The 19,709-nt window shown below is 63.6% G+C and carries 17 protein-coding genes and 1 pseudogene; 15 read left to right on the top strand and 3 right to left on the bottom strand.

The window, feature by feature from the left end; all coding sequences use genetic code 11:
• Window positions 1-20 precede the first annotated feature (20 nt).
• The 8 genes from EXZ48_RS19135 to EXZ48_RS19100 are packed head-to-tail and all read left to right on the top strand — an operon-like array spanning window position 21 to window position 8,392.
• Window positions 21-524: an Lrp/AsnC family transcriptional regulator gene (locus EXZ48_RS19135; RefSeq protein ID WP_023515766.1), complete on the top strand. Its 504-nt coding sequence runs from the start codon at window positions 21-23 to the stop codon at window positions 522-524.
• Window positions 525-527: 3 nt separating this feature from the next.
• Window positions 528-2,072 (top strand): hydantoinase/oxoprolinase N-terminal domain-containing protein, encoded by a 1,545-nt coding sequence (locus tag EXZ48_RS19130; RefSeq protein ID WP_130517677.1) that lies wholly within the window; start codon window positions 528-530, stop codon window positions 2,070-2,072.
• Window positions 2,069-3,193 (top strand): DUF917 domain-containing protein, encoded by a 1,125-nt coding sequence (locus EXZ48_RS19125; protein WP_130517675.1) that lies wholly within the window; start codon window positions 2,069-2,071, stop codon window positions 3,191-3,193. The genes EXZ48_RS19130 and EXZ48_RS19125 overlap by 4 nt, the downstream gene beginning before the upstream one ends.
• A gap of 36 nt (window positions 3,194-3,229) precedes the next feature.
• A complete protein-coding gene (locus EXZ48_RS19120; protein WP_130517673.1) occupies window positions 3,230-4,792 on the top strand; it encodes an ABC transporter substrate-binding protein in 1,563 nt (520 codons plus the stop codon).
• Between the two features lie 16 nt (window positions 4,793-4,808).
• Complete coding sequence (locus tag EXZ48_RS19115) at window positions 4,809-5,831, top strand: ABC transporter permease (protein ID WP_023515762.1); 1,023 nt, start codon at window positions 4,809-4,811, stop codon at window positions 5,829-5,831.
• Window positions 5,828-6,667, top strand: a complete 840-nt coding sequence (locus EXZ48_RS19110) for an ABC transporter permease (RefSeq protein ID WP_130517671.1) — start codon at window positions 5,828-5,830, stop codon at window positions 6,665-6,667. Before EXZ48_RS19115 ends, EXZ48_RS19110 begins: the two co-directional genes overlap by 4 nt.
• Window positions 6,654-7,607, top strand: coding sequence for an ABC transporter ATP-binding protein (locus EXZ48_RS19105; RefSeq protein WP_165909376.1), 954 nt, complete (start codon window positions 6,654-6,656; stop codon window positions 7,605-7,607). Before EXZ48_RS19110 ends, EXZ48_RS19105 begins: the two co-directional genes overlap by 14 nt.
• The gene (locus tag EXZ48_RS19100) at window positions 7,604-8,392 is read left to right on the top strand and encodes an ABC transporter ATP-binding protein (RefSeq protein WP_165909375.1); all 789 of its coding nucleotides are present in this window, start codon (window positions 7,604-7,606) and stop codon (window positions 8,390-8,392) included. The genes EXZ48_RS19105 and EXZ48_RS19100 overlap by 4 nt, the downstream gene beginning before the upstream one ends.
• A 288-nt stretch (window positions 8,393-8,680) precedes the next feature.
• Here EXZ48_RS19100 and EXZ48_RS19095 read toward each other — a convergent pair whose 3' ends face one another.
• A complete protein-coding gene (locus tag EXZ48_RS19095; protein WP_207900455.1) occupies window positions 8,681-9,031 on the bottom strand; it encodes an extracellular solute-binding protein in 351 nt (116 codons plus the stop codon).
• Between EXZ48_RS19095 and EXZ48_RS19090 the strand changes: the two genes are divergently transcribed.
• The 4 genes from EXZ48_RS19090 to EXZ48_RS19075 all read left to right on the top strand — a co-directional run bounded on the left by EXZ48_RS19090 (window position 9,006) and on the right by EXZ48_RS19075 (window position 15,637).
• Window positions 9,006-10,304, top strand: a complete 1,299-nt coding sequence (locus EXZ48_RS19090; RefSeq protein WP_305850516.1) for an ABC transporter ATP-binding protein — start codon at window positions 9,006-9,008, stop codon at window positions 10,302-10,304. The genes EXZ48_RS19095 and EXZ48_RS19090 overlap by 26 nt on opposite strands.
• A gap of 115 nt (window positions 10,305-10,419) precedes the next feature.
• Entirely contained in the window at window positions 10,420-11,604 is a 1,185-nt protein-coding gene (locus EXZ48_RS19085; RefSeq protein ID WP_130517663.1) for a cyanate transporter, read from the top strand.
• Window positions 11,605-11,807: 203 nt separating this feature from the next.
• The gene (locus tag EXZ48_RS19080) at window positions 11,808-14,438 is read left to right on the top strand and encodes an ATP-binding protein (protein ID WP_130517661.1); all 2,631 of its coding nucleotides are present in this window, start codon (window positions 11,808-11,810) and stop codon (window positions 14,436-14,438) included.
• Entirely contained in the window at window positions 14,435-15,637 is a 1,203-nt protein-coding gene (locus EXZ48_RS19075; RefSeq protein ID WP_130517659.1) for a sensor histidine kinase, read from the top strand. Before EXZ48_RS19080 ends, EXZ48_RS19075 begins: the two co-directional genes overlap by 4 nt.
• Here the strand turns inward: EXZ48_RS19075 and EXZ48_RS19070 are convergent.
• Window positions 15,622-16,359: a winged helix-turn-helix domain-containing protein gene (locus EXZ48_RS19070; protein WP_037408894.1), complete on the bottom strand. Its 738-nt coding sequence runs from the start codon at window positions 16,357-16,359 to the stop codon at window positions 15,622-15,624. The two genes, EXZ48_RS19075 and EXZ48_RS19070, sit on opposite strands and share 16 nt — an antisense overlap.
• Before the next feature lie 355 nt (window positions 16,360-16,714).
• On the opposite strand from EXZ48_RS19070, the gene fmdA reads away from it, so the two are divergent.
• The 3 genes from fmdA (at window position 16,715) to EXZ48_RS19055 (ending at window position 18,931) form a co-directional block, all read left to right on the top strand.
• Window positions 16,715-17,941 (top strand): formamidase, encoded by a 1,227-nt coding sequence (fmdA, locus tag EXZ48_RS19065; protein ID WP_024271341.1) that lies wholly within the window; start codon window positions 16,715-16,717, stop codon window positions 17,939-17,941.
• A gap of 72 nt (window positions 17,942-18,013) precedes the next feature.
• Window positions 18,014-18,526 carry an AmiS/UreI family transporter gene (locus EXZ48_RS19060; RefSeq protein WP_130517657.1) on the top strand — a complete coding sequence of 171 codons (513 nt, stop codon included), beginning with the start codon at window positions 18,014-18,016 and terminating at the stop codon, window positions 18,524-18,526.
• A 105-nt stretch (window positions 18,527-18,631) separates the two neighbouring features.
• Window positions 18,632-18,931 carry an FmdB family zinc ribbon protein gene (locus EXZ48_RS19055; RefSeq protein ID WP_023515595.1) on the top strand — a complete coding sequence of 100 codons (300 nt, stop codon included), beginning with the start codon at window positions 18,632-18,634 and terminating at the stop codon, window positions 18,929-18,931.
• 151 nt (window positions 18,932-19,082) lie between these two features.
• On the opposite strand, the pseudogene istB reads toward EXZ48_RS19055, so the two are convergent.
• A pseudogene (istB, locus tag EXZ48_RS19050) lies at window positions 19,083-19,568 on the bottom strand (IS21-like element helper ATPase IstB); the annotation flags it as partial.
• Window positions 19,569-19,709: the final 141 nt, after the last annotated feature.

Below are 19,709 nucleotides of genomic sequence, written 5' to 3'. Positions count from 1 at the left end.
AGGCCGAAATGGAACGCCCCATGACACAGCGTTATGTCGTTGACGATCTGGACCGCGAGATCATCCGTTATCTCTCAGAGGACGGGCGCCTCTCGGCGGCGGAAATCGCTGGCCGGATCGGCAGCGTCTCCGAACGCACGATCCGTAATCGCATCGCCGCCCTGCTCCAGGCGAAGATGATCGTGATCGGCGCCATTCCCGATCCCGTGGCGCTCGGACGTGACGTGCAGGTCGAGCTTCTGATCGAGGTCGAAGCCGGCAAGATAGAAGACGTTGCCATCCAGCTCGCGGAGTACGAGGAGATCGGCTACCTGGCCGCGACCAGCGGTACAGCCAATCTCAGCGCCTCGCTCTTCGTCGCCGATCACGCGGCGCTTCTCGAATTCATGGATCAGGAACTGGGCAAGCTGCCCGGCGTCAAACGCGTGACGAGTTCGGCGGTCCTGCGGCTCTACAAGGTATTCGGCACGAGAACCACCGCGATCGGCCGCGGCACGGACCTCGGCGGCAAGAAGAAAGGATGACCCATGCTGCGCATTGGGGTGGATGTGGGCGGGACCAATACGGATGCGGCGCTGCTGCGCGGCACCGAGGTTCTGGCAACGGTGAAGGCCTCGACCACGGCTGACGTGACCTCGGGCGTCGGCGCGGCAATCCGCACGGTTCTCGCCGAAGCGGGCATCACCGCCGCCGCCGTCAACGCTGTCATGATCGGCACGACGCATTTCCTCAACGCCGTCGTCGAAGGGCGCCATCTTGAAAAGGTCGGTGTTCTCAGGCTTTGCGGCGCAGCGACGCGCTCTCTGCCGCCGATGATCGACTGGCCCGACACCCTGCGTCCCATCGTCGAAGGCGGCGCAGCCATGGTGGGCGGCGGCGTGAACTACGACGGCTCCGAAATCGCCCCACTTGATGTGGCCGCAGTCCGTGCCGCCTGTCGCGACTGGCGTGCCAAAGGCATCTCCGCCGTCGCGGTCTGCTCGGTCTTCGCCCTGGTGGATCCTCGCATGGAAAACGAGGCGGCCGAAATCGTTGCCGAGGAAATGCCGGACGCCGCGATCAGCCTGTCGCACCGTGTCGGCCGTACCGGCCTTCTGCCCCGCGAGAACGCCACGATCCTCAACGCAAGCCTGCATAAGCTCGGCCACGAGACCGTCGGCGCCTTCCGCTCGGCCTTCGTCGCACTCGGCCTCGATTGCCCGCTCTACCTCACCCAGAACGACGGCACGTTGATGGCGGCGGACTTCGCCGAGCGCTATCCGGTCTTCACCATCGCCTCCGGCCCGACCAACTCCATGCGTGGAGCGGCCTTTCTGACCGGACTGTCCGACGCCGCAGTGATCGATATCGGCGGCACCACCACCGATATCGGCATGCTGGTCGCCGGCTTCCCGCGCACGCGCAGCGAAGGGGCGATGATCGGCGGTGTGCCGACCAATTTCCGCGTGCCGGACGTCTATTCCTTCGGCCTTGGCGGTGGCAGCATCGTGCGGTCCGGACCGCCCTCGACAGTCGGCCCGGATTCGGTCGGCTTCCGCCTGCCGGAAAAAGCACTCTGCTTCGGTGGCGACACGCTGACGGCGACGGACATCGCAGTGGCCGCCGGCCTCGTCGATCTCGGGGACCGCGACCGGCTCAGCCACATCACACCCGAATTCGCCCGACAGATGCTGGCGCAGATGAAAGCCAGCATCGAGACGGTTCTCGACCGCATGAAACCGAGCGCCGAGCCGATCCCGGCTATCCTCGTCGGTGGCGGCTCGGTGCTCGTGGAAGGGCTGCTGGAGGGCACCTCGGTGTCGCTGAAGCCGGATCATTTCGGCTCCGCCAATGCGATCGGCGCAGCCATCGCGCAGGTCTCCGGCGAAGTGGACAGCGTCGTCTCCCTGGAAGGCACGACACGGGAGAAGGCGCTGGACTCCATCGTTGCCGAAGCGCGCGCACGCGCTGTCGAAGCGGGTGCAGCGCACGAAACGGTGAGCCTTGCCGAAATCGAGGAAACGCCGCTGGCCTACCTGCCCGGCAACGCCGTGCGCATCGCGGCGAAAGTCATTGGAGAACTCAGGGCATGAAGTACTGGACGCTCACCGAGGCGGATATCGACCGCATCGCCATCGGCTGCGGCATTCTGGGCACCGGCGGCGGCGGCAGCACTTATCATGCGTCGCTGCGTGCCAAGGCACTGCTGCGCGAGGGCAAGCGCATCCGCATGGTGCGCCCGGCCGACATGGCGCCCGACGCACAGATCATCGGCATCGGCGGTATTGGCGCGCCAACCGTCGGCATCGAGAAGATCGCCGAAGGCGCTGAGGGCGTGCGGCTGCTCCATGCCCTCGAACACCACATGGGCCGCAAGGTCGATGCGCTGCTCGGCGACGAGGTGGGCGGCGGCAACGGCCTTTCACCCATGCTGACCGCCGCCATGGTCGACCTGCCTGTGGTGGATGCCGACGGCATGGGCCGCGCCTTCCCCGAAGTGCAGATGACCACATTCTTCATTCACGGCCAGCCCGTCCAGCCAGCGGCGCTGGCCGATGCGGACGGCAACGTCCTCATCGTCACCGAGGCGACCACGCCGAAGATGCTGGAGAAATTGCTGCGCGCCAGCACGATCGCCATGGGCTGTACGGCACTGATGACGACGGCGCCCATGTCCGGCGACTTCGTGCGCCGCTACGGCGTGCCGCACACGACGAGCCAGGCCTGGAGCCTCGGCGATGCCGTGCTGAACGCCCGCGCCGCCAAGGAAGATCCGGTGGAAGCGATCCTCAGGCAATCGGGCGGCGTGCGCCTGATGCGTGGCAAGGTCACCGATATCGCCCGTCGCATCGCAGCCGGTTTCAACCGCGGCACACTCACCGTCGCCGGGCTTGAAGACGATGCCGGCCGCTCGATCGCCATCGAGATCCAGAACGAATATCTGATCGCCCGCGAAGGCGAGGGCATCATCACCATGGTGCCGGACCTGATCTGCATCGTCGATTCCGAGACCGGCCGCGCCATCGGCACGGAGGAATTGCGCTACGGCCTGCGTATCGACGTGCTCTCCATGCCGGCCCCGGTGCTGCTGCGCAGCGCGATCGCGCTTGAATCCGTCGGTCCTCGTGCATTCGGCTATGATTTCGATTTCGTGCCACAGGGCATCAGCACCGATGCCCTCGCCGTCCCCCAATACATCGAAGAAGGCGCCTGAGCGTCCACCCCGGCCAACCTCCATGGGAGAACGAAAATGAATCGCCGCAATTTTCTGAAGACAACGGCCCTCGCAACCCTTGCTGCCGCCGGCGCGCGCTGGAACTTCGCCATGGCGGAAGGCGCTGGCAGCATCTTCACGCTTGCCTGCCCGACCAGTTTCCCGGATCTCGACCCCGCCACCTCGTTCTCCAACGACGGTGCGGTGCTCGCCAATGTCTATGAGGGCCTTGCCCGCTACATTCCGGCGACCGACATCGAGGAGGCGAAGATAGAGCCCCTGCTTGCCACCGGCTGGGACGTGAGCACCGACGGCAAGACCTGGACCTTCACCCTCCGGGACGGCGTGAAATTCCACGACGGTAGCCCGCTCACCTCCGAAGCCGTCAAGGGCTCGATCGAGCGCACCAAGAAGATCGGTGGTGGCGCGTCCTTCATCTGGGGACCGGTAACCTCCATCGAAACGCCCGAGCCGTTGAAGGTCGTCTTCCAGCTTTCCGAACCGCAGCCACTCGACCTCATCGCCTCGGCAGGCTTTGCCGCCTGGATCTACGCCCCCTCGGTCCAGGACAAGGACAACGCCTGGTTCAACGCCGGCAACGATGGCGGCACCGGCCCGTTCAAGATCAGCCGCTACGAGCCGGGCCAGCGCGCCGTACTCGAACGCGCAGACGGCTACTGGGGCAAAGTGCCGGAAAACGGCTTCAAGACCGTGTCGTTCGAGATCACCGAGGATGCAACGCTCGCCCAGAACATGATCGAGAGCGGACAGGCCGACTGGACCTACAGCCTGCCTTACGAGAACCTCGAGGCGCTGAAGTCCAATCCGGACCTCAACGTCGTCATCAATCCATCCTTCGAAACGCTGTTTGGCCTCTACAACGTCAAGCGCGCGCCGCTCGACAAGGTCAAGGTGCGCCAGGCCCTGTCGCTCGCCTTCCCCTATGACGACGTGATCACCGCGGGCACGAGCGGTTTCGGTACGCGTGCCAAGGGTGTCGTTCCCGCCGGCATCTGGGGCCACGACGCCCAAGCGCCCATCCCGAAAACCGACCTCGAAGCTGCCAAGGCGCTGCTTGCGGAGGAAGGCATCGAGCCCGGCCTGGAACTGACGATGACCTATTCCTCCGCGCAAGCGATCGAGGCCGTTGCGGGCGAACTCTGGAAGGCCAACCTGGAAACGCTCGGCATCACGCTGAAACTGCAGCCGATGGCCTGGGAGGCCCAGTGGCAACTCGGCAAGTCGAGCCCGGAAGCCGCGCAGGACATTTTCGTCATGTTCTGGTGGCCAACCTTCGTCACGCCTTACGATTATCTCTTCAACCTGTTTCACAGCGAGGAAAAGCCGAACTTCAACCTCGGCTACTACTCCAACCCCGAGGTGGATGCCAAGATCGAAGAGGCGGCCAAGCTTTCGGGCACCGACCGCCCGCGCGCAGAGGCCCTGTTCATCGAAGCGCAGCGCAAGGTGATCGAGGATGCGGCGGCGATCTTCATGCTGGATCAGCCCAACGTCCATGTCATCCGCTCGGACATCAAGGGCTATGCGGACAACCCGGCCTACGGGCACATCACCTTCGTCAACGAACTGAGCCGGTAGGGCGCGTGGGGGTCTGATGGAACTTCTACGCTATATCCTGCGCCGCACGGTCCTTTCCGCCTTCGTTGTGGTGGGCGTGACCTTTCTGGTCTTCGTGGTGGCACAGGTGGTTCCTTCGGATCCCGCAGCACTCTATGCAGGGCCCCGCCCTACGGCCGAGCAAATCGAGAAGGCGCGTCAGGAACTGAACCTCGACGCGTCCCTTCCCGCCCGCTTCGCAACGTTCGCCACAGCCATGGCATCCGGCGACTTCGGCATCTCCTACAAGTCGCGGCGCCTCATTGCCGAGGATCTGCGGGCCTATCTACCGGCGACCCTTGAGCTTGCGATCTTCTCCACCGGCCTTGCGCTGCTGATCGGCATTCCGCTCGGCGTCGTCGCAGCAGCACGGCAGGGCCGATGGCCGGACAGGATCGGCAGCTTCGGCTCCATCGCGGCCGTCGCCATGCCGACCTTCTTCCTCGCGATGATCCTCCAGCTCATTTTTGCTCAATGGCTGGGTATTCTGCCGCTTTCCGGGCGCCTATCGCGCGAGATATCGATCTCCGCACCGCTGCCGATGGTGACCGGCTTCAATATGATCGATGCGCTGCTCGCCGGCCGGCTGGACGCCTTCGGAAGTGCGCTGACCCATCTGATCCTCCCGGCCCTGACACTGGCCTCCTATCCGGCCGGCGTTGCCATGCGGCTGACGCGCTCGGCGATGATCGAAATCCTCGAACGCCGTCATGTTGTCGCCGCTCGCGCGCTCGGTCTTTCCGAACCGCGCATCCTGTTCGGCCATGCATTGCCCAACGCTATGGGGCCGGCATTGACGGTGATCGGCCTTTCCTTCGCCTACGCTCTGACGGGCGCGGTCCTAGTGGAGATCATCTTCGCCTGGCCAGGCCTCGGCCGCTATGTCTCCGAAGCGATCCTCGCCAAGGATTTCCCCGTCATCGCTGCCGTCACCATGGTGGTGACGATCTGCTATGTCGTGATGAACCTCTTGATCGACATCGCCCAGGCTCTGGTCGATCCACGGGTGGCGCTCTCATGAAGAAGCTCGTTCAACGCCTCGGCTGGCCTGGCACCATCGCGCTTGCGGTCGTCGTCCTTTTCTTCGCCGTCGCCATTCTGGCGCCCTGGATCGCGCCGTACCCGGCGCAGGGCGCCGGCGCACCCAATGTGGCGGCAAAGCTCTCCCCGCCATCCGCGGACTACTGGCTCGGTACGGACCATCTCGGCCGTGATATCCTGAGCCGCATCATCTACGCCACCCGCATATCCCTCACAAACGGCGTGCTGATCGTCGCCTTCTCGCTGCTCATCGGTCTGCCGGTCGGCCTCGCAGCCGGCTATTTCGGCGGCTGGATCGACGAGGCGCTGATGCGCGGCACGGACGTCTTCCTTGCCTTCCCAGCACTGCTACTGGCGGTGCTGATGGCCGCAGCGCTTGGCCCGGGCTTCCTTAACAGCGTCATTGCCGTCGCCGTAACCTGGTGGCCCTGGTATGCACGTCTCGCCCGGGCAGAAGTGCTGGTGTTGCGTGGCCAGCCCTATGTCGAGGCCGCACAGCTTGCCGGCGTCTCCCATCCGCGCATCATCATCCGCCATATCCTGCCGGCGACCGGGCGCCCGCTGACCGTGCAGGCTGCGCTTGACGTCGGGCCGGCGCTGCTGACGGCCGCCGCACTCTCCTTCCTCGGCCTCGGTGTGCTGCCGCCGACTGCCGACTGGGGCCAGATGGTCGATGCCGGCCGGAAGTTCTTCCCGGCGCGCTGGTGGTACTCGGCCATGCCCGGCATGACCATCTTCATCATCGCACTCGCCTTCAGCGTGCTCGGTGATGCGTTACGCGACCGCAAGGGAGGTGCTGCTCGTGGCTCTGCTTGATGTCCGCAACCTCTCCGTCAGCATCCCAACACCCGACGGCGACGTCCATGCCGTACGCTCGGTCGATCTCCAAATCGAGCGCGGCCAAATCCATGGCGTGATCGGCGAATCCGGCTGCGGCAAGACCATGACTGGCATGGCAGCCCTCGGCCTTGTGCCGAAGGGCGCCCGCATCGCTGCCGACCGGTTCCATTTCGATGGCGAAGACCTCCGGGAAAATGCCCGGGGGTTGCGCGGCCGGCGGATCGGCCTCATCTCGCAGGATCCGGCGGCCGCGCTCAATCCCGTGCTCAGCATCGCCCGCCAGCTCGACGACGTGATCCGCGCCCATCGCGACCTGCCCCGGTCGGTCCGCCAAGCAGAAGCAACGGCGCTGCTGGCCGCAACCGGCCTTCCAGACCCGGAAAAGGTGCTGAAGAGCTACCCGCACCAGCTCTCAGGCGGCATGCAGCAGCGCGTGGTCATCGCCCAGGCACTAGCGACCGGTTCGGATTTCCTGATTGCCGACGAGCCGACGACGGCACTTGACGTTTCGGTCGGCGCGCAGGTGCTGGCGCTTCTGCGCAAACTCGTCAACGAGCGCGGCCTCACGGTACTGATGATTACCCATGACATGGACGTCATTGCGGAGGCCTGCGACCGCGCCACCGTGCTCTACGCAGGGCGTTCCGTCGAAACGGGGCCGGTCGGTGCGATACTCCGGCACCCCGCCCATCCCTATACGCGTGCCCTGCTTTCGGCCCTTCCCGATGCCGCGCCGCATGGCGCGCGCCTCGCCGCCATCGAGGGCTCCATCCCGCCGCCGCGGTCTGCAATTGTCGGCTGTGCCTTCGCCCCACGCTGTCCGCAGGCGATGCCCGTCTGTTCTGCCACGGCGCCGCCGGGAAGCCGTCGTGATACCCACCACTGGCTCTGCCATCTACCGGAGGATGCGGCGTGACTTCGGCCCCCATTCTCGACATCGACACGCTTATCATCCGCTACCGCGCCGGCCTCTTCGCCGCACGTCCGAAACCGGCGGTCAACGGCGCGAGCTTCCGCCTTGAACAGGGGGAGACGCTGGGCATCGTTGGAGAAAGCGGTTCGGGCAAAACGAGCCTGCTGCGTGCCATTCTCCGGCTGCTACCGGTCGAAAGCGGTGCGATCCGCCTGGAAGGTCAGGACTGGCTGGCCCTGAAGGGCGATGCGCTCCGCCAGGCGCGGCAGAAGATCGGCGTCGTCTCGCAGAATCCCTTCCTGTCGTTGAGCCCGCGGCTGACCATCGAAGAAATCCTTGCCGAACCCATGCTGGCGGCAGGCAGGCGCAATGGCCCTGCAATGCGCGAAAGGATCGCCGGGCTTCTCTCCGACTGCGGCCTTTCCGCCGACTTCCTCGGCCGGCGCGCCCGCGAACTGTCGGGCGGCCAAGCACAGCGCGTCGCCATTGCGCGGGCACTGGCATTGGAACCTCACCTGCTTGTCCTCGACGAGCCGACATCGGCGCTCGATGTCTCCGTACAGGCACAGATCCTGAACCTGCTCTCCGATCTCAAGGCCAGCCACGGTCTCTCAATGCTCTTCGTCACCCACAACCTGAAGGTCGTCGCGCATGTTTCCGACACCCTGCTCGTCATGCGCCGCGGCGACGTCATCGAGTTCGGCAGGACCGAGGACGTGATCCGCGCGCCCACCGCGGCCTATACCCGTGAACTGCTCTCGTTTGGACGCAAAGCGGTTTCCAACTGACCAGGTGCGTGGTCTTGGCCGGATGAAGACGGGCGGCACCAAAGCCTTTTCACCTGTTCAAAGGTGCCAGCAGGACATCGAGAGCATGGACTTTCCAGCCTCTGCAGGAAGGTACAGCGAAGCGCTGCCTGTCCTTGTCCCACAACGTTTTTAGGACTGTCGATCAGGACGTTCATGGGTGGACATGCCACCGGTGCCGCAGCGGTTGGAAGAAGGTGATACGCATTGTGTCTGCTTTTCACAGTGTCGGGCACGACGAAAGCCGTGCCCGTCTCTTCGATCCCGAACTCAGCCTTCCAGGCGGGTCCAGATACGGTCGCGCAGTTCGCGCGCCTTGCCGGTGCAGTCCTGCGTCGGCACGAGACGCGAGGCGAATTCCTCCGGCATGTTGATCGCGTCCATCTTGCGCCATTGTTCGCTGAGGAACTGGTCGGCCTGGGTGGCATTGGCATAGGCGATGGCGTTGGAGACGGCAGCGGCGTTTTCCGGGGCCATCATCCAGTTGATGAAAATCTTCGCGTTTTCAGGATGAGGCGCGTTTGCCGGCACCGCGAAATTGTCGCGGAACATCGGCGTACCCTCCTTCGGATATCCGCACGAAATGTCCGGCGGCATGCGCCAGCGCGTCATGATCGCCATGGCGATCCTCTGCAAACCCGACCTCCTGATCGCGGACGAGCCGACCACGGCGCTCGACGTGACCGTGCAGGCCGAGATCCTCGCATTGCTGAAGACGATCCAGCGCGAGACCGGCATGGCCATCCTGCTCATCACCCACGACATGGGTATCGTTGCCGAGATCGCCGACAGGGTCGTGGTTATGCTGCACGGCAACGTGGTCGAGAGCGGCGATGTCGCCGCCATCTTCAACGCGCCCCGGCATGAGTATACCCGCCGGCTGCTCGACGCGGCGCCCAAGCTCAGCCTCCGCCTGGAAACCGGCGTCGAACCGGTATCGAGCCCGGCAGCGCAGCCGGCGCCCGAAATACCGCACGAGCCGAGTGCAGTTCTGAGCGTTCGCAACCTCGTGACACGTTTTGCCGTGCGCCAGGGCATGTTCCACCGCGTGGTGGCGAATGTCCACGCGGTGGAAGGCGTCTCTTTCGACCTCAAGGAAAAGGAAACGCTCTCGCTGGTGGGAGAAAGCGGTTGCGGCAAGTCGACTACCGGCAGAAGCATCATGCGGCTGATACAGCCCGACAGCGGCGAAATCCTGCTGCAGGGCAAGAACCTGCAGGAAATCAGAGCATCGGAGATGGTAGACATGCGCAAGCGTATCCAGATGGTCTTCCAGGATCCCTATGCATCGCTCAATCCCCGCATGTCCGTCGAACAGATCGTCGCCGAACCGCTGCACATCCACCGCGTGGGAAGCGCGGCTGAAATCCGGGACCGGGTCTTTACCCTGCTCGAAAGGGTGGGTCTCACGCGGGCGCAGGCAGAACTTTATCCCCACCAGTTCTCCGGCGGCCAGCGGCAGCGCATCTGCATTGCCCGAGCCCTCGCACTGAACCCCAAGGTGATCATCGCCGACGAGCCAGTCTCTGCGCTCGACGTGTCGATCCAGGGGCAGATCCTCGACCTTCTTGCGGAGCTTCAGGAGGAGTTTTCCATCTCCATCCTGTTCATCTCCCATGACATGGCAGTGGTCGAACGCGTCAGCGACCGTATCGCCGTCATGTATCTGGGAGAGATCATCGAGATCGGGCCGCGCGATGCTGTGCTCGGCTCGCCGGCCCATCCCTACACGCGGCGGCTTCTGGACGCCGTGCCGATCGTGCACCCCGATCACCGCCGCGAGCGTATGCTTGCGGCACGGGAGCTCAAGAGCCCGATCCGTCCGGTGGGATACCGGCACGAAGCGGTGCCAATGACAGCGGTCGGCGTCGGACACTACGCGCGTCTGGCCTGATCGGTGCGGCGGCGGCAAGAGCCGCCGGCCAAACCCCGAAACCGGCTCTTCATCCCACCGCCATTGCGGCGGGCTGCGCGCCATGCCGGCAAGGCGCGACGACAGGACGAAAGACATGCTGCGCCAGAACAGGCCGAACTGGATCCTCTTGATCGCCGTCGCGGCCATCGGCCTCAACCTGCGCCCTTTCCTGACGAGCATCGGACCGCTTGTCGAGGATATCAGTGTCGCAACCGGTCTTGCCTCCTACGGCATCGCCTCGCTGACATTCGTTCCGATGGCCCTGATGGGTTTCCTTGCGTTTCTGGGCCCTACCCTGCAACGCCTTGCCGGCGCGCGACGGGTGCTGATCACCGCGCTTGTCATCATCTGCATCGGCACGTTGTCGCGGCTGTTTGTCACCAGCGCCTGGGTGATGGTGGCAAGCGCCGCGGTGACCGGGCTTGGCGTCGCCATCGTCCAGGCGATCTTTCCCGGCGTCATCAAGCAGCTGTTTCCCGGGCGCGTGGCCTTCGTGATGGGCCTCTACTCCGCCATGCTGCTCGGTGGCGGCGCGATCGGTGCCCAGATCCCGCCAATGATTGCCGAAAGGACCGGGGATTGGCGCATCGGGCTCGGGTCTCTCGCCATTCTGGGGGTTCTGGCGGTGTCGCTTGTCTGGTTTGCCCTGCCGGGCGGGAACGTCCCGGCGCCGGAGCGGAACATCGTCGGGACTCTCCTTGGCCGTCCGCGAACCTGGTTGCTGATGGTCTTCTTCGGGTTGGCGAACGGCGGCTACTCCTCGGTGGTCGCCTGGCTCGCCTCCTACTACAGGGAGCACGGCTGGACCGCATCGGCCAGCGGCAGCCTCCTTGCGATCATGGCGATCTGCCAGGCGTTCGCCGCATTGGCGGTTCCGATGCTCGCCAGCCGGACCGGACGTGACCATCGCCCCTGGCTGTGGCTCACTCTTGCCTGCCAGTTCATCGGCTTTTCCGGCTTCGCTTTGGCCCCGGACGCCGCTCCCTTGCTGTTCGTGGTGCTGACCGGCATGGGCTTCGGCGGCTGCTTCGCCCTGTCCCTTGTTGTGACGCTCGATCATTTTTCCGATCCGGCCCGCGCCGGCGCCCTGTCGGCATTGGTGCAGGGCGGCGGGTTCCTCCTGACGGCGCTCCCGCCCCTGATCGTTTCAAGCCTGCACGACCTGACGGGCGGCTTTGAAGCGGGCTGGAAGTGGCACATGGGTGCGATCGCCGTTGCAGCCATCCTGTCGGTTCGTTTCTCTCCAAAAAGATATGACCGTTCACGGCAATGCCCGTGATGACGAGAAAGCCCGGCCGGAATCGCGCCCGGCAACCCGCCCCAAAAATCCAGGTATGTTCTCTCTTCCGTTTGATGCCCCCCCATGAGAGATGATAGATCGTTCTCGGCTGAGCGCGGCCACACCGCAGGAACACGCTTTGGGAGGAGCCGTTTCATGTGCCGATTACAGTGTCGGGCCACGACGCATCTGTGTGGCGTTTGATGGAAACGCCACAGCTGCCAGCCTTGCGATCATACCATTCCTGGATCGCGAACGAGACACTGGAAGACTATTCTCTCCGATACGCGGCCACGTCGTTTCGCCGCTGGTCGCCATTTGTCATCGCCAACACCGCGCTCGGCGGTATTTCGTTCCTCGCCCTTGAGGCTATCGGCGGTGCGATCACGCTCAGCTACGGCTTCGCCAACGCCTTTCCGGCAATCCTGGTAACCTGCCTGTTCGTTTTCGTGACAAGCCTGCCGATCGCCTACTATTCCAGCCGCTACAACATCGATATGGATCTGTTGACGCGCGGCGCGGGCTTTGGCTACATCGGGTCCACGATCACCTCGCTGATCTACGCAACCTTCACCTTCATATTCTTCGCGCTCGAAGGCGTGATCATGGCGCAGGCGCTCAATCTGTTCGCCGATGTGCCGCTCGTTCTGGGCTATGTCATCTCCTCGGTCGTCATCATCCCTATCACCTTCATGGGCGTCACGCTGATCAGCAAACTGCAGCTTCTGTCGCAGCCGATCTGGATCGCCCTGCATTTGACGCCTTTTGCCTACATCCTGCTCGCGCATCCCGACACGCTCGACGAATGGGCCGCCTTCGTCGGCAGCGACATGGGCAGCGAAGGGTTCAATTTCCTTGCTTTCGGCTCGGCCATCGGCGTTCTGTGCGCCCTGTCCATCCAGATCGGCGAACAGGTCGACTACTTGCGCTTCCTGCCCGACAAGACACGCGAGAACCGTTTTCGCTGGTGGGCGGCGGTGGTCGCCGCAGGTCCGGGCTGGATTGTCGTCGGCGGCTTCAAGATCCTGTGCGGCAGCCTGCTGGCGGTGCTCGCGATCCAGGCCGGCCTGTCGCGGTCGACAGCACTTGAACCCATCCACATGTACATCATCGCCTACCAGTATGTGAGCACGGACCCGCGCATCGTGCTCGCCCTTGCCGCGGTTTTCGTGCTGATCTCGCAGGTAAAGATCAACGTCACCAACGCCTATGCCGGCTCGCTGGCGTGGTCCAATTTCTTCTCGCGCGTCACCCACTACCACCCGGGCCGGGTCGTCTGGCTGGTGTTCAACATCCTGATCTCGCTGCTGTTGATGCTGCTCGGTATCTTCCAGACGCTGGAATTGGTGCTGGCAGTCTATTCGATCATTGCGGCAGCCTGGATCGGCTCGATCTTCGCTGATCTCGCCATCCTGAAGCCGCTGGGGATCAGCCCGGCATACCCGGAGTTCCGGCGCGCCTATCTCTACAACTTCAATCCTGTCGGCTGCGGCTCGATGGCGCTGGCATCGTTCGTTGCGCTTGTCTGTTTCTCCGGCGTTCTCGGCGTCATGATGCAGGCCTATGCCGCGCCGATCGCTTTTGCCACGGCCCTTGTCAGCGCCGTGGCGATCGGCATCGCCACCAAGGGGCGCTACTATCTCGCACGCCCGCCCGTCGATCTACCGGCGGCGAAGTTGGATGCCAATCTCTGCGCCATCTGCGGCGTCACATACGAACGTTCCGACATGGTGCACTGCACCTTCTACGAGCAGCCGATATGCTCGCTGTGCTGCAGCCTGGATTCGCATTGCCATGACGTCTGCAAGTCGCCAGGCGGCGGCCTCGAAAGTTCGCGCTATTTCGGCCAGACGCTGCCGCACATGCGCGACAAGATCGCGCCCCGCATGGGGCAGCGTCTGCTCAAGGTGGCAGGCGTGCTGTTTGCCCTGGCGGTGATTGCCGGCGGCGTGTTCCTGCTGACCTACCGGTTGATCGAGCCGGGGTCGGAACAGCCGCATCTGGCAAACGGCCAACTGCTTCTCAGGGTCTTTCTCGCGCTGTTGCCGCTGCTCGGTATCGGCGCCTGGTGGATCGTCCTGTCGCAGGAGAGCCGTGAGCTCGCCGAACGCGATCTCGTCGCCTCCCTGGAAAAGCTGCGCCAGACACAGAGGGACCTTGCGAGCAACGAACGCCTCGCAGCCATCGGCCAGATCACCGCAACCGTCAGCCACGAACTGCGCAACCCCCTGGGCACCTTGGTGACGTCAGCCGATGTCTTGCGCCGCTCGTTGAAGAGTGCCGACGAACCTGTGCTCTCCGAATTGCAGCGTCTGCAACGAAACGCCTGGCGCTGTGTCCGAATCATCGAAGACCTGCTCGACTTCTCGCGCCGGCACGCACTGACGCTGACACCAATCCTGATCGACCGGTGGGTCGCCCAGCAGGTCGCCGAGCAGGATAATGCGCGGCCGATCCAGCTGGAACTTGCCGCCGGATGCAGGATATCCGCCGATGGCGAGCGGCTGCGGCAGGCCTTTTGCAATGTCCTGGCCAATGCCGTCCAGGCTTGCGAGGGGAACGCGGATAACGCGGTGATCACCGTTTCGACCCGCTGCGAGGCCGACAGCGCTATCATCTGCGTCGCCGACAACGGCGCCGGCATGTCGCGCGAAACGGCGGCACGGGTGTTCGAGCCGCTGTTCAGCACCAAGGCATTTGGCGTGGGGCTGGGCATGCCCCTGGTCAAGCGTATCGTCGAGCAGCATGGCGGCTCGGTGCTGATTGAAAGCGAACAGGGCGCGGGCACGCGCGTATCGATCGTTCTCCCGCGGGCGGGTGCGGCCTCATCATGACGGACCTGACCGACCTGCAGAGCGATCTTGTTGGCGACGATGTCATCCCGCATGGGACGGACCCGGCGGAAAGGAAGCGTGTCCTCATCGTCGACGACGACGAGGACTTCGCCGCAAGCCTCGCCGGATTGCTCGAACTCGAGGGTTACCAGACGATCACGGCCCACGATCCACCGACCGCCCAAAGCGCTCTGGCCTCGTGCCGGCCGGCCGTTGCCCTGGTCGATGTGCGGTTGGGTATCGGCAACGGTGTCGAGCTGGTCCGGGCGTTCCGGCAGCAGAGCCCCGACCTTATCTGCCTGATGGTGACGGCCTATGCCTCGGTCGAGACGGCAGTTGAGGCGTTGCAGGCCGGCGCCTACGACTACTTGTGCAAGCCATTCCACAGCGCCGACCTGCTGGCGACCCTCGAGCGCTGTTTCGAGCGGACCCGGCTGATGGAGGAAAGGCGCCTGGCCGCCGAGCGGCTCGGCCAGATGCAGCGCATCGAGGCGATGGGCCAGCTGACCGGTGGTATCGCACATGACTTCAACAACATCCTGGCCGTCCTGCTGGCCAATTTGCGCTGGCTGCAGGAGCATGTGCAGGCTGAGCCCCACCTAGCCGAGATGGTCGACGACGCGCTCGAGGCCGTGAAGGCCGGGACGGACCTGACCTCCCGGCTGCTCAATTTCGGCCGCCGTGAAGGAGGCGATACCGTCTGCATTCGCCTAGATGAAGCGCTGCCGGACCTGATGCGCGTGTTGCGCCGTACGCTGGATGGCAAGATCGATTTGTCGCTCCAACTGGCTGATGGCCTGCACGCTGTCGAGGTTCATCCGGCGCAGCTCGAAACCAGCTTGCTCAACCTGGCGCTCAACGCGCGCGATGCGATGCCGGACGGCGGCACGCTTCGGTTCGAGGCCTGCAATCTTGCCCTCCGGCCAGACGATGCCCGCGTGGCGTCAGGCCTGCCGCCTGGTCAATATGTGGTCATTTCGGTCATCGACACCGGGCACGGGATGCCCGCGGCGGTGCAACGCCGGGCGCTCGAACCGCTCTTCAGTACCAAGCCTGCTGGAAAGGGCAGCGGCCTCGGCCTGTCGATGGTGGATGGCTTCGCCCGCCAGTCCGGTGGGCGCCTCGGCATTTCCAGCAAGCCCGACGAGGGGACCCGGATCAATCTCTACCTGCCTCGCGCGCCTCAGTCCCTCACCTGAGGGGTAAACATGTAGCCAACGCCGCGAATGGTCTTGATGAGCTGCGGATCGCGCGGATTGTCTCTGAGCTTGCGACGTATCTTGCCGATCAGCACGTCGATGCTGCGGTCATAGGGAGACCAGTTGCGGTTGGCGACGATATCGAGGATCTGTTCACGCGACAGAATGCGGCCGCGCCGCTCGACAAGCGCCGAGAGTATCTGGAACTCCTGGCTGGTGAGCCGAACATTCTCGCCGTTCGGCGACGCCAGTTTGTAACGCGCCGGATCGAGCCGCCATCCATCGAAACAAACGGCCTCCGAGGGATCGGCCTCCATCGCCTCGGGAAGGACGATCCGCTTGGCAAAGCGCCGCATCACCGTGCGGACGCGCGCCAGAAGCTCGCGCGGTTCGAAGGGTTTGGTGATATAGTCGTCGGCACCCAGTTCGAGACAGACGACCTTGTCAATCGTGCTGTTCTTGCCCGATAGCATGATAAGCGGCAGATCATATTGCGAGCGCATGCTGCGCGCGAGCGTTACCCCATCCTCCCCGACCGGAAAGCCGAGATCGAGGATAACGAGATCGAACGCCTCATCGGCTAATGCACGCCGCATCGAGCGCCCGTCATGGGCGCTGACAGTCGCATAGCTTTCGCTCGTCAGGAATTTTTCCAGAAAGCTGCACAGCCGGCGATCGTCGTCGACAATAAGGATGCGTGATCTCAGTTCGGCAACGGACATGCCGCTACGATAGTCGCAATTCGGGGGCGCGGTCGAGAAGGGAAGATGGCATTTGGTCGCGACCTGCATCGCGCAAGAACAGGCGAAGGCGGACCTGCACCTTCCAAATACGGGAGGGATTTCATAATAAATTGAAAATACTATCTAAAACGAGACAATCGCAGCACGCAGCGCGCACTGCCCGCACCCATTCCGGTTACAAAAAATTACAAAGCAGCCTGCATTCCGATGCATGGCGATTACATGCGGTTCCTATCGTGGTCACGCACGGTGATGCCGGGCGGCACTGCCCAGCGCAAGAACGAGGGAGGCGTACGCCACCTCTTGCACACCGGCATTGAGGAGGAACAGCCGCATGCCACAGACAGTATTCTCAGTCGATCTGAACAAAGCGCCCGAAGATCATGCCATCAAGACACACAATCGGTGGCATCCGGATATTCCGATGGTCGATCACCTCAAGCCCGGACATACCTACCGGGTGGAGTGCCATGACTGGACGGGAGGCCAGATTGGCAACAACGACAGCGCCAACGATGTCCGCGACGTCGATCTGACCCGCGTCCACTATCTCAGCGGCCCGTTCGGCGTCGATGGCGCGGAACCCGGCGACCTGCTGGTCGTCGACATTCTCGACCTCGGTGCGAAACCCGACTCGGAATGGGGCTTCAACGGCCTGTTCGCCAAGGAAAACGGCGGCGGCTTCCTGACCGAGCATTACCCCGAAGCCAGCAAGTCCTGCTGGGATTTCCACGGGATCTACACGACGTCGCGCCACATTCCGGGCGTGCGTTATCCCGGCATCATCCATCCCGGCCTGATCGGCTGCCTGCCGGACCACAAGCTGCTCGCCGAAGCCAACCGGCGCGAAGCCGAACTGGTGGCGACCGATCCCGGCCGCGTCCCGCCACTGGCAGCGCTGCCCTATGCCGACACCGCATTGATGGGGCAACTGAAGGGCGACGCTGCCAAGAAGGCCGCCGCCGAGGCATGGCGCACGGTTCCGCCGCGCGAACATGGCGGCAACTGCGACATCAAGAACCTGTCGCGCGGCTCGAAAGTCTATTTCCCTGTTTATGTGAAGGGTGGCGGCCTCTCGATGGGCGACATCCATTTCTCGCAGGGCGATGGCGAGATCACCTTCTGCGGCGCCATCGAGATGGCCGGCTGGGTCGACATCAGCGTCGATGTCATCAAGGGCGGCATGGCGAAATACGGTGTCATCAACCCGATCTTCAAACCGAGTCCGATCGACCCGCATTTCGATGACTATCTCATCTTCGAAGGCATCTCGGTCGATGAGCACACCGGCGAACAATATTACCTCGACGCCCATGTCGCCTATCGCCGGGCCTGCCTCAACGCGATCGAGTATCTCAAGAAGTTCGGCTATTCCGGCGAGCAGGCCTACATGATCCTGGGAACGGCGCCGGTGGAGGGGCGCATTGCCGGCATCGTCGACATCCCCAACGTCTGCGCCACGCTGGCCATACCGACGGCGATCTTCGACTTCGACATAAACCCCAATGCGCTCGGGCCGAAGAAGCAGAACTTCAAGGCAGACGTCGCCAAGACGAGTTGATCAGACCGCACAACAACAATGAAGCGACGGTCAGGCCCTGCCCTGGCCGTTGCTCTCCTGGGAGGGGGTTTCATGCTGCTCGGATTTGCCTTGCTTTATGTCGGCGCAGTCCTGTTTCTCAACGGGCTTTGGCTTCTCGGAAAAATCGAGGACCGGGAAATCATCGTCATCAATGTCGTCTCCGGTTTCGTGACGCTGTCCGCGTCGCTGGTCTGGGCGTTCGGTCCCAATGCCGACGCGGCCTCCATCAAGGGTGCCGCGCTGACGATTCTGTTTTCGGCAACCTATTTCTGGGTGGCCTACAACAGGGTGGTGAAGGTGGACGGACGCGGCCTCGGCTGGTTCAGCCTGTTTGTCGCCATCACCACCATTCCGGTGTCTGTGCAGGGGCTTTCCTCCGCCCAGACATCGACCGATTTCTGGCTGGCGTCCAACTGGGTGATCTGGGGGATCCTGTGGTTCCTGTATTTCCTGTTGCTCGCAATGCAGCGGCCGATCCTGCGCCTGACAGCGGTCGTCACGCTGCTGGCCGGCATCGTCACCGGCTGGTTGCCAGGTTTCCTGCTGCTGGACGGCAAGCTGTGATGCCGGGTCGGCTCACCGCGCGGCAACACGATTGATCGCGGGCGGGCGGCAAGGACTGGCGTGCCCGCCCATTTTCTAGATTCATGACTTTTGGGGAGACTGGCAATGCCGCTCTACAACTACGTTTGCAACGATTGCGGACCGTTTGAAGAATGGGTGTCGATGCAGGATGCGCTCAAAGCCTGCGCATGCCCGCAATGCGAAGAACAGAGCAACCGGGACATGGCTGCACCACGCCTCAGCCTGATGAACGGCAAACTGCGCGGTGCCCTCACACGTTCGGAAGCAAGCGGCAGCGAGCCGAAGGTGGTGAAGAAGGCACATCTCGCCGGTTGCGGTTGTGCCTTGTGCAAGATCGGCAACAAGCCGACGCCGACCCGCAAGAAGTGGATGATCGGCCACTGAGCGCGAGAGCACCCGATGTGTCAACGGCGGAGTAAAAACCGGCCACGGGGCGGAGCAAAAGTCGGCCACTGTGGCGCCGGCCTGAGACCGCCGGGAGGGCATAGCCCGAGCGGGGGTCTCAGGCCGGCGCGGCGATTTTTTCAGGAGCGTTTCAGCCGGCCTTTCGGGCGCGACTTTGTGCGAGACGATAGCTGTCGCCGTTCATCTCGAGGATGTTGACGTGGTGGGTGATGCGATCGAGCAGCGCGCCGGTGAGACGTTCGGATCCCAGTGTTTCCGTCCATTCATCGAAGGGCAAATTGCTGGTGATCAGGGTGGCACCGTGCTCGTAGCGTTGCGAGATCAGCTCGAACAGCAACTCCGCACCGGTCTTCGACAGCGGCACAAAGCCCAGCTCGTCGATGATGAGCAGCTTGTAGGCTGCCATCTGCTTCTGGAACCGAAGCAGACGCCGCTCATCACGCGCCTCCATCATCTCACTGACCAGGGCGGCGGCCGTCGTGAAGCCGACGGACAAGCCTTTCTGGCATGCGGCCAGGCCGAGGCCGAGAGCCACATGCGTCTTTCCCGTGCCGCTCGGGCCCAGCGCAATGACGTTCTCGCGGCGCTCGATCCATTCGCAACGGGAAAGCTCTAGGGTCCGGACCCAATAATTAGCTTTCCTTGAGCGCTGGGGCATGATTCATTGCCGCGACGAAAGGGCGGTGAGATGTCTGATTTCTTTTGGTTTTCCGATGCGCAGTGGGAACGGGTCGAACCGCTCCTGCCAACGGATGTG

Origin of the sequence: Shinella sp. JR1-6 (assembly GCF_004284735.1) — a bacterium.
Taxonomy (GTDB): Bacteria; Pseudomonadota; Alphaproteobacteria; order Rhizobiales; family Rhizobiaceae; genus Shinella.
Note: the sequence above shows the minus strand (reverse complement) of the source record. Positions and strands in the feature narration are given on the sequence as shown.